Source organism: Pseudomonas sp. CCI3.1 (assembly GCF_034313985.1).
Classification (GTDB): Bacteria; Pseudomonadota; Gammaproteobacteria; order Pseudomonadales; family Pseudomonadaceae; genus Aquipseudomonas; species Aquipseudomonas psychrophila.
Genome location: NZ_JAVIWO010000001.1, coordinates 1,071,765 through 1,084,313, shown reverse-complemented (window position 1 = coordinate 1,084,313; position 12,549 = coordinate 1,071,765). Strand labels below are relative to the sequence as shown.

Here is a 12,549-nt window from a genome sequence, read left to right as displayed (position 1 = left end):
ATTTCGGCTTGTTAGTCTTTTGCCTGGGCCACAAAGGCTTTTGCCCTGGCGGTCAGCTGATCGATCTGGCGGTCGCGCTTTTTCTCGGCGTCGAGCATTGCCTTCTTGCCGTTGCGTTGCAGCAGGTAGGTATGGATCTGGCGCACTTCGGTGGAGTTGTAGATCGCTGCGACATCGAGTACGCCCGTCAGGCCGTCGGTGCTGTGATCACGGGTGTTCATCAACACTTGGGGGCCACGGGTACCGATGACTTGCAGGCCCATGGCTTCAAATGCCGGCACTTTGGTCACGCTGCAGGTCAGTTCGGTATGGGGGTAACGGCGCACCACTTCCTGCACCATTGCCTGGGTTACACCCAAATGACGATGGCTGGCCAGTTCGGCCATGTACGCGATGCCGCAAGCATGCGGATCATCCTTGACGGGCAGATAGAGGGCGAAGCCGGTCACTTTTTCCGGGTCTTGAGCGTCGGTCGCCACAATCAGCTCAACCGCAATCCCCTTGGAGCCGTCGAGTGCTTGCAGATAAAGGTGCACTTCAAAACCAATTGCATATTGGTAGATGCTGTACAGCAGATTGCTCGGCGCGATTTCCATGGCGCTGATGTCGGTGAGGTGGTCGACGACGATCTGCAGAATCTGGCTGTTGATCGGCTCGCTGACCGGAGTATCGAAGTGGGCAAGGGTGGTCATGGGGCTTTGTCCGCGAGGGAGAGGTGAATCTCTGTGGGAGCGGGCTTGCTCGCGATAGCATCACCTCGGTTTTTAGATAAACCGAAGTGGCGCCATCGCGAGCAAGCCCGCTCCCACACTGGATCTGAGTTTGATCGGGTGATCAGCGCTGGCTCAACCAGAAGTCATGCAGTGCACGTGCCGCTGGTGCAATGGCGGCAACACTGTGCTGATGAGCCGCTACGTCCAGGTCTTCAGGCAGTTCAAAGTTGTCCTGCTCGGCGCATTCGGCAATGGCTTGCAGAAGGTTCGCTTGCGGCAGAGGCAATGCCGGCCAGTTGCAGATAGCGACTGCACGGGTGTAACCGAAGCACCATTCTTCAGCCAGCGTCACGTCTTGACCCAGATGCTCGGTCTGCTCGAAGCGCGGTGAAAATGCAGCGCTGTCCTCGGCCAGTTGCCGTGCAAGGGTATTGATGTGGCGAACGCTCAACTCGATGAACTGCTTGGCTTCTTCCGGGGTTTGCCAGGCCGGATTCTGGCCGCCCCAGATCGCCGGGAACCATTCGGCGATATCCACTCGAGTCGGGCTCGACACCAGAGCCGTGAAGTAGCCGTCCAGCTCCGAAGGGTTGAGCACAGAGTGATCGTCGCCGTATTTGAGCAGCGTGTTTTCGAGCACGTCAAAGTCGCTGGCGTTCAGGGGTTGCGATTGCATGTTCGGGCTCCTTGGATGGGGCGCTAGAGCGGGCGGTCGATGGCTGACCGCCAGTGCGAAGTCAGTCCACTGAAACGATAGACTCAAGCTCGAAGTATTTGAAGCCGGCTTTGGCCAGGGCTTTTTTGGCCTCTTGCTCAGCGTTGAATCGGCTCAAATCCTTGGAGTCGTGCACAAACTTGGTTTCTTCGCCGTCAAAGACCTTCGTCACACGCATGGTGACGCGAAGAACCGGGCCACTGCGCTTTTTCGGCACAGGTGACTGAGCCTTGGCAGGTGCCGGAGCTTTCTTCGGGATTGGGGTGGTTTTTGCAGGGGCAGGTTCAACTTCAGGTTGAACAGGGGCAGCAGGTATATCAAGGCCGAGCGCTCTGCGCATGTCGTCCTCGGTGAATCCGGCACTCATTGATAAGACTCTTGTAATATAAAAGACGCGCTTATAGGGCAGCGATTCGGGTTATGGCAAGCAAATTTGTTCATAGGCTGCATATTATGGCCTTTTAATGGCTAAAAGTCCTTATCTGAACCGATTCAGGTGTCGCGCAGCAAGTCGTGACCGTCCAGCAACTTGTAGGCAATTTCCGGGCGTTTCTCCAGGGCTCGGCGAATGGCGGCGGGAATGGCCTGCCGGGTTTTTCGGCACAACCCCGGCTGCTCGACAAGGCGGATTGAAATACCGCGCATGGTGCGAACTTCGTTAAACCCCGGGTCAATCTGTACTTCAATCCCCAGTTGCTCGTGCATGCGGCGCTGCATGTGTTCCAGATCGCTGAGGCTTTGAATATTCTCCAGTCGCTCCAGCAGCACCTTTTCGGCCTGGCGGGTCAGGCTGAAAATGCGCAGGTCGGTATCCGGTGTCGCCAACAGTTGTTCCCGCTCGCAGATGCAGGCGCCGGGTGGGCAGGGTGAGCGAGTCGCTGCTATGGGAGTCATGGGGCTCAGCATAGCTGCGCGACGATTTAAGCGTCCAGCCGCAGCGCCATAATCACGGTGCGTTCGGCACCGTGAAACTCATCGCGCACGGTGTGAAAACCCAGTTGTGCGTAGAACGATTCAGCGGTCAGCGAGGAGGGCACCCTCAGCTCTTCGACCTGCGCGGCAATGGCTGCCTCCATAAGGCGGGCCATCAATTGCTGACCAATACCGCGCCCCTGATGGCGCGGGCTGACAAAAACGCTGCGCACCACCGCCTGATCGAGGCTGGCCGTACCCACCACATGCTGTTCAACCACTGCCACATACATTTGGCGTTGTTTCATCAGCGCCATGATCGAAGTCGGGCAGAAGTTCTGCTCTACCTGGGCGATCACCTCGGGGGAATAGTCCCGGGCGTTGGATTCCTGCAAGGCGGCAATCACCACCTTGCTGATGGCTTGGGCATCGACCGGCAGGGCGCGGCGAATCTGACACTGCACACAGGCTCCTTGTTTTTCCAGGGTCAGGCTGCGGGGTCAGGGCCTTCGGCCAGAATCCCGGCATACAGCTGACGGTCAATATTGGCACCGCTCAGAATGAGCGCCACCCGACGGCCTTGCTGGCTTGACTGCTCGCTGATCAACCCGGCCAGTGCCGCAGCACCCGCACCTTCGGCGGTGTTGTGGGTGGTTTCATGGTAGACCCGAATGGCGTGGGAGATCTGTTGATCGCAGACCCGAATCACCCGTGCCGCACCTTTGGCGATAATGTCCAATGCCTCGGGCAGCGGCTGACGACAGGCCAGGCCGTCGGCGAAGGTGTGGGCCGAGTCCGTGCACACCACGCGGCCTTGTTCGAAGCTTTGAGCAAAGGCATCGGCATGGGATGACACGACACCCACGATATCTGTATCCAGGCCCAGCAGATCACGGGCCTGAATCAGCCCGCAAATCCCGGAGCCCATGCCGATGGGCACATACACCGTGTCCAGTTCCTCCACCGCTTCCAACAACTCCAGAGCATAAGTGGCGACCCCGCGGATCAGGTCGTGATGGAACGCGGGCACCATATGCCATTGATGGGTGGCGGCCAGTGTGGCGGCTTCGGCCCGCGCTTCGTCGAAGTCCTTGCCGCATTCAATGACGGTTGCGCCCAGCGCCCGCATGGCCGCATTTTTTTCCTGAGAATTACCTACAGGCACCACGATACGGATCGGCAGCCCCATGCGCCGAGCCGCCAGCGCCAGGCTTTGCCCGTGATTACCGCGGGTTGCGGTGACCAGGCCTCTGGTATTCGGTTCCCGTGCCAGCAAGCCCTGGACATACAACAACCCGCCGCGCACTTTGAACGCACCGGTGGGCAAGTGGTTTTCATGCTTGACCCACACCGTGCAGCCCAGGCGCTGAGTCAGCAAAGGCCAGGCCAGTTGCGGTGTTGGCGCCAGGGTCTGGTAAACGGTTTGTGCTGCAAGGCGAAGGGCATTCAAGTCAAACATGGCGCACCGTCATCGAGGGGTTTGACTCGATTCTAGGCACAACGCATTGTATGGGCCGATCCTTATATTGCATGGCCAACAATAAATGTGGATACCGACGCTCAGCGAAAAGGACCAGCCGCGCTATTTGGCGCTGGTCGATGCCATCACGAAGGCCATAGCCTGTGGCGAGCTGCAACCCGGCGCACGTTTGCCGCCACAGCGGCGTCTGGCCTGGGCGCTGGGCTGGAACCCCAGCACGACCATGCAGGCCTATCGCGAGGCGGCACGCCGGCATCTGGTCTCGGGCGAGGTGGGCCGTGGCACTTATGTATTGGCCAGCAGCCAGGAAGCGACCCTGTTCAGGTTGCAACAGGCCGATGAAAACGCCGCGCGCATCGACCTGCGAACCAACGTGCCGGCCATTGATCACCTCGGTGAGCATGATGCACAGGCGTTGTCATGGCTACTCGACAGTCGCCAGGCAATCCGTTTGCAGGGTTACTTGAGCGCGGCGGATTTACTGCTGGCACGGGTGCAGGGCGCGGCCTGGTTCAAGGGGCGCGGGCTGGACCTGAACGTGGATCACATCATGCCGTGTACCGGCGCCCAGCAAGGGCTGTTCACGGTGCTCTTGTCGTTGTGCCAGGCAGGCGAGCCGGTGCTGGTCGAGGCGTTTACCGCTCCCGGGATCAAGGCTGCCTGCGCACAACTGCGCCTGCCCATGCACGGTGTAGCGCTTGACCGGGAAGGCATCGTGGCGGAGGACTTCGACCGGATGATTCGAGCGACGGGGGCGCGGATTGCCGTACTGACGCCGACCCTGCAAAACCCTACATCGGCAGTCATGAGCATTGAGCGCAAACAGGCCATTGCCCATGTCGCCCGGCGTCACGGTGTACTGATCATTGAGGATGACGTGTACGGGGCTCTCACCGACAGCCCGCCGTTGTACCGGTTTTTACCCGAGCTATCGGTGCTGGTCAGCAGCTTGTCCAAGACCGTTGCGGCAGGCGTGCGTTTGGGGTGGATTGTCGCAAGTCCTGAATTGCTGGCCCGCATTGATCCCTATGCGCAGTCCGCGCACTGGGGGGTATCGCCCCTGTGCATGGCCATTGCTTGCCAATGGATTGGCGACGGCACTGCGCAAGCGCGTGTGCAGTGGCAAACCGGGGAAGTCGCCCGGCGCTGGCGGCTGGCAAAAAAGATCCTTGGCCCCGGGATGTACCAGACACAAACGCCATCGCCTCATATCTGGCTGACGGTGCCCGACAGTGAGATTCCGCTCGCCGAGGCTTGCCGCGCCGCGGGGGTTGACGTGGTGCCTGCGGACGTATTTACGGTCAAACCCACCGCGACCAATGCAGTGCGCATCAGCCTGACAGCGGCTGCGAGTATCCAGGTTCTGAAGGTGGCGCTGGAGCGGATTGCGGGTAAGTGCTAAAGGGTACTCGCGATCCGTAGCAGCACCTGCGTTCGACCTTCTGTGATGGGCATTTGTGGCGTTCAGGTAATCGAATGGCTACAGCAAAGGCAAAGGCGATAAACAGCAAAAACCCTCGCCCACCCCTCTGCCTGATAAACCGAAGAGGCTTATCTTGTGACCGCTGCGCCCAAAGGTCTTGTGTATCCTTTACCGCCCGAACTGTCCAAGGAACCCTCATGCGCAGAGAAATTGGCTACTGGCACCGAGAAGGTCGCGAGTTGTTCTATTACCTGGAATTCAAGCCCGAAACCGCCGAGTTCTACCTCACCTGCGAACACACGCCCCGGGAAGGCGAGGGCAGCGTCCGTTCGGTGTTGCTCAGCGAAGCCCGGGGTGAGCGCTATTACGAAGATGCGTTGTTGATCATCAAAGAGGAACTGTTCAAGCAATACACCCTCTGAGTGGGGTCGCGATCAATGATCTGGTTTGAGGCCAGGGCAAGATGTGTCGATAATGCCGCGGGCCCGGCAGGTGCCGGGTCAGGAAGTTGCAATTCAAAGGAGCTGTAGATGCGCGTGTTTTATATCTTTACCCTGTTGGGCACCTTGTTGTTGGCCGGTTGCGCAAGCAACCCCATGGACCCGGTAGCTGACCAGACGGTGCAGCCACCTGCGCCAGGCATGTCACAAGTCGTGTTCATGCGCGATGCCTACACCGGCAAAGCCATTGTTTCCTCGCTGTATGACGTGACCGATGGCAAGACCCAATTCATTGGTGTAATGGCCAACGGCACGAAAATCGTTCATCCCGCCACCCCAGGCAAACACACCTACATGGTGGTGTCCGAAGCGGCTGACTTTATGGAAGCCGACCTTGTGGCAGGCAAAACCTATTACGCGCTGGTAACGCCGCGCATGGGTTTGTGGAAAGCTCGCTTTTCACTGTGGCCGATCAGCAATGACCCCGAAGCGTCACACAGCCTGAAGTCCAAGAACTTCAAAGAATGGGTTGAAGACACGGAGATGGTGACCAACTCGCCGAAGTCTCTGGCCTGGTATGAGCGAGTCAAAGCCAGCGTCGAGAAAAAACGCGCTGAATACTGGCCGGTCTGGCAGGAAAAAAGTGCTGACGCAGTTGCCGAGCGTACGCTCAAGCCAACCGATGGTTTGTAACACCTGAGCGAGGGCAGGGTGGTGTCGTTGACATTGCCCTGCTCTTATCTCACCACTTCACTGACCTGCAACACCCAGGCAATCGCCTGCGTCTTGTCATCCCACACATACCGAAAATGCTGGCCTTGCACCGGTACCGACAGCGCAGGTGGACGGAACGCGGCCACGCATTCGTGTCCCTCAAGGCGCACGCTCTTGTAGAGCAGCCCCCAGGCGCCGTTTTCCCGCAAAGGCCGGGCGAATGCCTGAGACAGACCATATGCGCACGGTGACGGTTGATGCAGCTGCGGGTCGCCACGCACATCGATCATCGGCTGCACCACGCGGTTGATATAGGTACGCATGGTGATTTCGATACTGGGCTCCTGTGTCGCCCGCCAGAATTGCTCCTGATGAAAACAGGTTTCTGCGATTGCCGCGTCAACGCTGTTGGCGCAGTAGTACACGCCGTAGCTGCCATCGGTAAAACGGCTGGCACGGCCAATATGGGTAAAAGCCGCCATCACGGGCGTTGAGCCTTCTCCACACAGGCGGTCTTCAGGCCGGACCCTGTTCAGCACTCCCGCCTGATCACGCAACCTGTCATTGGTCAGGCTTTCGAGGGCGAAGGCGATCTCCAGATCGGCCGGGTCCAGGGTGTCTTCAAACACTGAAATGGGCGGGAAGGCGCTGTTGACGATGCGATAAGCCTTGTTCCACTCAGGCAGCATTGCATCTGGCATCAGCCGCGTACTCCATCGAGGTAGCGGCGCACATCCGCCAGGTCGACGACCTGACCTGCGAGCATGTAGCTCAAGGCGCTCTGACCATTGAATGGCGCAGCAGTGTTGGGTTTATGAACCCACTCATAGGCACGTTCAGGTTTATTGCTGAACAGGATGCGCAAAGCCTTGTGCACGCCCATCAGGTACGAAATGCGCTCCAGAGTGTCATGGGGCAAGCGTACGTTTGGCAGCTTTTTGTACTTGAAGTAAGTGGTATTGCCGATGGAGCCGAGCAGGGTGCACTGCTGATCCTTGGTACAGCCCCAATGCTCCATCAAGCTGAAGAAAAAAGTCAGTGCAACCCGGCCAGCATCGCCGCTGGTGATATCGGGTTCGGGGTGTTTGGCTACCAGGTGCATGGCCGCCTCCAGAAAGTTGATATGGCCAGCTTACTCCGGATACGACTATTTTCAATAAATTAGTTCACATATGAATTATGAAAATATGACTGCATGGTCTTACAAGTGCCGGGGACGCTGTTTATGAGAACGATCGCGGTGATGCCTTCGCGAGCGGGCTCGCTCCCACTTCAACTTCGGTGCCCGCAGAATGTGTGTCTTGCAGGGATTGTTGTGGGAGCGAGCCTGCTCGCGATGCAGGCGACGCGGTTTATCCGAATGATCGCGGTGATGCCTTCGCGAGCGGGCTCGCTCCCACAGGGACTTTGGCGCCCACAGAATGTGTGCCTTGCAGGGATGATTGTGGGAGTGAGCCTGCTCGCGATGCCGGGGACGCGGTTTATCCGAATGATCGCGGTGATGCCTTCGCGAGCGGGCTCGCTCCCACTTCAACTTCGGTGCCCGCAGAATGTGTGTCTTGCAGGAATTGTTGTGGGAGCGAGCCTGCTCGCGATGCAGGCGACGCGGTTTATCCGAATGATCGCGGTGATGCCTTCGCGAGCGGGCTCGCTCCCACAGGGACTTCGGTGCCCACAGAATTCGAGCCTTGCAGGAATTATTGTGGGAGTGAGCCTGCTCACGATGCAGGGGACGCGGTTTATCCGAATGATCGCGGTGATGCCTTCGCGAGCGGGCTCGCTCCCACAGGGACTTCGGCGCCCACAGAATGTGTGCCTTGCAGGGATGATTGTGGGAGTGAGCCTGCTCGCGATGCCGGGGACGCGGTTTATCCGAATGATCGCGGTGATGCCTTCGCGAGCGGGCTCGCTCCCACAGGGACTTCGGCGCCTACAGAATGTGTGCCTTGCAGGGATGATTGTGGGAGCGAGCCTGCTCGCGATGGCAGCACAGAACTACCACTCAGCCCATTGGCAAGGCCTTTGCCCGGTTCATGCACCGCGCCCGCCGTTCATCCACCCGCTTGGCAAACCAGGCGGTGGTCAGGTTGCGGGTGATCTTGGGACTTTGCAGAGTGATGCCCGGCAGCACGGCGCGGGGCAGGGGTTTGCCTTGCTGGCGGTCGGCGAGGGCGAAGACGCTCTGGTAAAGGTCCGTGTCGTTAAATTCCAGGCTGTCACCTTTTTCGAGTTGGCGGCGGATGGCGTTGTTGCTTAAGCCCACCTGTTTGCCAAGGGCGCGCACCGCCAATTCGGTGGAGCCAAGTTTGTAGGACCCCGGGATGGTCAAGTCGCCATCCAGTGCCAGCGGAATGCCGGACGCGCGGCTAACAGCATTCTGAAAAGCGGCATTGCGACTGGCATACCAGCCCGCATTAAAGTCGGCAAAACGGTACAGCGATTGTGTGTAGTCCACCGGGTAGCCCAGCAAGTGGGCGATACCAAAGTACATGCCGCCGCGTCGGGTGAAGACTTCCTGACGGATCGAGTGTGCAACGGGGTAAGGGTAGTCCCGCGCCCGTTGCTCGGCGAAGGCGATGCTGACCTGCATAGGGCCTGCGGTGTGCACCGGGTTCAAGCCGCCAAACAGGCTTTTGCCTAATGGCACCATGCCGATAAAGTCATCAAAAATGGCGCTCAGCTGGCCTTCGGTGCGGGCCGTGTCCAGTCGTTGATTGTAGGTCTTGCCATTGGGCGAGGTGATGCTCAGGGCGCTGCGCACCAAAAACTCGGGGATATGCAGTGTGCTGGCGCGGCGGTTGATTTCCGAGCGGGCGATGGTGGCCAGCCCAGGCACCGGCGGATCAGCTTGAAAGGTCGACTCCTGCTCGGTCACCGCTAGCACGGAGCACAGGTTCTCATCGGTGGGGGCCAGCCCCTGAGCGGTAAACGCGACCTGGATATCCGCCGCCCAGCCCTGGCGGTCCGCGGTTTTCACCGGGAGCAATTGCACAATGCGTGCCCGTGCCTGGTCGGGGGTGATATCCGGGTTTGTCCGCGACCCCTGGGTACCGCAACCCGCCACTACCACCAGGGGCATCACCGATAAAAAACACCTGAAGAATCGATTCACCCGATACAACTCCTTTAAATATGCCCTGCCAATCAATCGTCGCGCGTGAGCACTTCCAGCAGTTCGATCTCAAACCGGAGGTTGGAGTTCGGTGTGATGTGCGCGCCCATGCTTCTTTCACCATAGGCCAGGTGTGCTGGTACCTGCAGTGCGCGTTTGCCTCCGACCTTCATGCCCATCAGACCGATATCCCAGCCTTTAATCACGCGCCCTGTGCCGATAACGCACTGGAACGGCTTACCGCGCTCAAACGATGAGTCGAATACCGTGCCATCTTCGAGCCAGCCGGTGTAGTGCGTAGTGATCAATGCACCTTTGGCCACGGCCTTGCCGTCGCCCGGCAAGAGGTCAGTGATTTGCAGTTCGTCTGTCATGGTGGTGGGACTCAAAAAGTAGGGTGAACGATTGTTCCGGGCAGGGTTTTTCTCAATTTGAAGGCGGTTTTGCAATTGTTTTTGATTCTTTTTATGTAGGAAAAGGCTCTAAAACAAAGGGATCGGGGAACTTTGCAATGAGGATCATTGTCAATTGCGCTTTACTCTCAACTGAGAATGTTTATCATTGCAGCCCTGGCAGTGCCGGGGAACGCTAAACACGTAGGTCCTTTCAAGGTCGTGCGTCAGCAATTTCCAGCCCTTGGCCTGCTGAGCACACTCCATTGTTAAGGGATCAACTGGACATGTCGTCTCGATTCAACCGCAGTCATCTTTCACTGGCTCTCATGGCCGCACTGGCTTCGCCAACCCTGCTCGCCGATGCACTTGAGCGTGAGCGTGACGAAGTACCGGTAGAGGCCGCCGATTTGCCGGTGGATGGCACCCGACAGGCGCTGCAACTTGAAGAAACCCGCGTACTGGGCACCGCAGCCCAGGAACTGAAGCAGGCACCGGGTGTGTCGATCATCACCGCCGAAGATATTAAAAAACGGCCGCCAGCCAACGACCTCTCCGACATCATTCGTCGGGAGCCGGGGGTCAACCTGACGGGCAACAGCTCCAGCGGCGCTCGCGGCAACAATCGCCAGATCGACCTGCGTGGCATGGGCCCGGAAAACACCCTGATCCTGATTGACGGCAAACCATCCTCTTCACGCAACGCCCAGCGCTATGGCTGGAGCGGCGACCGTGATACCCGTGGCGAAACCAACTGGGTGCCGGCCGAAGAAGTCGAGCGCATCGAGATCCTGCGTGGCCCGGCAGCTGCTCGTTACGGTTCCGGCGCAATGGGCGGGGTGGTCAATATCATCACCAAGCGCCCTTCGGACAAACTCAGCGGCTCGGTCACTGCGTACTACATGTCCCCTGAAGACGATTCTGAGGGCGTCAGCAAACGCACCAACTTCAACCTCAGCGGGCCGATCACGGACGATCTGGTGTTTCGTGTATATGGCGGCCTGAACAAGACCGATGCCGATGATCCGGGCATCAACACCGCCGCTCAGGCGTCTCCTGACAGCGTAGTGGCTGGTCGTGAAGGCGTGCGCAACAAAGACGTCAACGGCTTGCTCAGCTGGCAGTTCACCCCGGAGCAGTCACTGGACCTGGAAGCCAGTTACAGCCGTCAGGGCAATATTTTTGCCGGTGACACCATGCTCAACAGCGGTGGTGATTTCGTTAACAGCCTGACCGGTAAAGAAACCAGCGTACTGCAGCGCAGCAGCTTTTCGGCGACCCATAATGGCTCGTTCGACTGGGGCTCCACCATGGCCTCTCTGACCCACGACCTGACCCGTAACGCTCGCCTCAACGAAGGCCTGGCCGGTTATGGTGAAGGTGCGCCGTCTGAAAGCGCGGGCAGATTTGAATCGCGGTTGCGCAACACCCGAGCCACCGGCGAAGTAAACCTGCCGTTGACCCTGGGCACCGCACAAGTGCTGACGCTGGGCGGCGAGTACCTGTACGAATCGCTCAATGACCCGGGTTCGTTGCGGCCGCAAAGCTGGGACCCAGGCACTGACGGTACTCCAGGGCTGCCGGGCACGGACCGTACGCAAACCAAAACCACGGCCAACAGCTATGCGTTCTATGTTGAAGACAATATCGAAGTCGGCGCCAAGACCATCGTGACCCCCGGCGTACGTTTCGATCACCACAGCGAGTTTGGTGCCAACTGGAGCCCGAGCCTCAACGCTTCGCACCAGATCACCGATGAGCTGAGCATCAAGGGCGGTATTGCCCGGGCCTACAAAACCCCGAACCTGTACCAGTCCAACCCCAACTACCTGCTGTACAGCCGTGGTAACGGTTGCAGTTCAGTAGAAGTGAATCTGGGCGGTTGCTACCTGGTGGGTAACCCGGACCTCAAGCCTGAAATCAGCGTCAACAAAGAGATCGGCCTGGCGTACGACAAAGGCACATGGCGCACCAGCGGTACGTATTTCCGCAACGACTACCAAAACAAGATCAATGCCAGCAACGAATCGGCATTCCGCCTGCCAAACGGCCGTCGCGTGCTGCAATGGGAAAACAGCGGCAAAGCCATCGTGCAAGGGATTGAGGGTAATCTGTTCGTCAGCTTGCGCGACGATCTTGACTGGAACACCAACCTGACCTACATGATCGAAAGCAAGGACAAGGAAACCGGTGATCCGCTGAGCATCATTCCCAAGTACACCCTCAACACCATGCTGGACTGGTACGCCACTGAAAAACTGTCATTCCAGGTCAGCGGTACTTATTACGGCAAGCAGGAAGCGCCCAAGCGTAATAACCGCGCCAACGAAGAACTCGACAAATCGGTACAACAGCCGGTTGACCCTTACGGTCTCGTGGGCCTGAGCAGTGGTTATGAGTTCAATAAGAACTTCAGCGTGCGGGTCGGCATCAACAACCTGTTCGACAAGCAGTTGTACCGCAAGGGCAACTCTGACGAAGCGGGCGCGCAAACCTATAACGAAGCAGGCCGTGCCTACTTTGCGTCGGTGACCAGCTCCTTCTGATAAATAACCCGGGCCTGATCGCTGTTACCGGTGCAGGCACATCCAGGCGCGACATCCGTGAATAACGGGTGCCGCGCCGTTGTCGCATCTGGTGCAGGCAAA

Annotated in this window: 14 protein-coding genes; 4 read left to right on the top strand and 10 right to left on the bottom strand. The window is 58.6% G+C overall.

The genetic code is table 11. The features are described 5' to 3' along the window. Positions 1-11: 11 nt before the first annotated feature. From RGV06_RS04790 to RGV06_RS04765, 6 genes are all read right to left on the bottom strand, one after another. A complete protein-coding gene (locus RGV06_RS04790; protein WP_322149497.1) occupies positions 12-692 on the bottom strand; it encodes a GNAT family N-acetyltransferase in 681 nt (226 codons plus the stop codon). A 142-nt stretch (positions 693-834) separates the two neighbouring features. After that, on the bottom strand, positions 835-1,389 hold the full coding sequence (locus tag RGV06_RS04785) for a UPF0149 family protein (protein WP_046808643.1): 555 nt from the start codon (positions 1,387-1,389) through the stop codon (positions 835-837). A gap of 61 nt (positions 1,390-1,450) precedes the next feature. Continuing rightward, positions 1,451-1,795 (bottom strand): hypothetical protein, encoded by a 345-nt coding sequence (locus tag RGV06_RS04780; RefSeq protein ID WP_046808644.1) that lies wholly within the window; start codon positions 1,793-1,795, stop codon positions 1,451-1,453. A 125-nt stretch (positions 1,796-1,920) separates the two neighbouring features. Then, entirely contained in the window at positions 1,921-2,322 is a 402-nt protein-coding gene (locus RGV06_RS04775; RefSeq protein ID WP_322149496.1) for a hypothetical protein, read from the bottom strand. Between the two features lie 26 nt (positions 2,323-2,348). Continuing rightward, positions 2,349-2,804, bottom strand: coding sequence for a GNAT family N-acetyltransferase (locus RGV06_RS04770; RefSeq protein WP_019828420.1), 456 nt, complete (start codon positions 2,802-2,804; stop codon positions 2,349-2,351). 23 nt (positions 2,805-2,827) lie between these two features. Continuing rightward, positions 2,828-3,799: a threonine dehydratase gene (locus RGV06_RS04765; RefSeq protein ID WP_019828419.1), complete on the bottom strand. Its 972-nt coding sequence runs from the start codon at positions 3,797-3,799 to the stop codon at positions 2,828-2,830. Positions 3,800-3,884: 85 nt separating this feature from the next. Between RGV06_RS04765 and RGV06_RS04760 the strand changes: the two genes are divergently transcribed. The 3 genes from RGV06_RS04760 to RGV06_RS04750 all read left to right on the top strand — a co-directional run bounded on the left by RGV06_RS04760 (position 3,885) and on the right by RGV06_RS04750 (position 6,376). Then, on the top strand, positions 3,885-5,222 hold the full coding sequence (locus RGV06_RS04760; protein ID WP_322149495.1) for a PLP-dependent aminotransferase family protein: 1,338 nt from the start codon (positions 3,885-3,887) through the stop codon (positions 5,220-5,222). Between the two features lie 218 nt (positions 5,223-5,440). Continuing rightward, complete coding sequence (locus RGV06_RS04755; RefSeq protein ID WP_019828416.1) at positions 5,441-5,665, top strand: hypothetical protein; 225 nt, start codon at positions 5,441-5,443, stop codon at positions 5,663-5,665. A gap of 108 nt (positions 5,666-5,773) precedes the next feature. Further along, complete coding sequence (locus RGV06_RS04750; protein ID WP_019828415.1) at positions 5,774-6,376, top strand: hypothetical protein; 603 nt, start codon at positions 5,774-5,776, stop codon at positions 6,374-6,376. A 44-nt stretch (positions 6,377-6,420) separates the two neighbouring features. Here RGV06_RS04750 and RGV06_RS04745 read toward each other — a convergent pair whose 3' ends face one another. From RGV06_RS04745 to RGV06_RS04730, 4 genes are all read right to left on the bottom strand, one after another. Next, the gene (locus RGV06_RS04745; RefSeq protein ID WP_322149494.1) at positions 6,421-7,098 is read right to left on the bottom strand and encodes an RES family NAD+ phosphorylase; all 678 of its coding nucleotides are present in this window, start codon (positions 7,096-7,098) and stop codon (positions 6,421-6,423) included. Further along, entirely contained in the window at positions 7,098-7,499 is a 402-nt protein-coding gene (locus tag RGV06_RS04740) for an MbcA/ParS/Xre antitoxin family protein (protein ID WP_322149493.1), read from the bottom strand. Before RGV06_RS04740 ends, RGV06_RS04745 begins: the two co-directional genes overlap by 1 nt. 900 nt (positions 7,500-8,399) lie before the next feature. After that, positions 8,400-9,476, bottom strand: a complete 1,077-nt coding sequence (locus RGV06_RS04735) for a DUF1615 domain-containing protein (protein WP_019828411.1) — start codon at positions 9,474-9,476, stop codon at positions 8,400-8,402. Between the two features lie 65 nt (positions 9,477-9,541). After that, on the bottom strand, positions 9,542-9,883 hold the full coding sequence (locus RGV06_RS04730; RefSeq protein WP_019828410.1) for an FKBP-type peptidyl-prolyl cis-trans isomerase: 342 nt from the start codon (positions 9,881-9,883) through the stop codon (positions 9,542-9,544). A 305-nt stretch (positions 9,884-10,188) separates the two neighbouring features. Between RGV06_RS04730 and RGV06_RS04725 the strand changes: the two genes are divergently transcribed. Continuing rightward, complete coding sequence (locus tag RGV06_RS04725) at positions 10,189-12,447, top strand: FepA family TonB-dependent siderophore receptor (RefSeq protein ID WP_019828409.1); 2,259 nt, start codon at positions 10,189-10,191, stop codon at positions 12,445-12,447. The last annotated feature ends 102 nt before the right edge of the window (positions 12,448-12,549 follow it).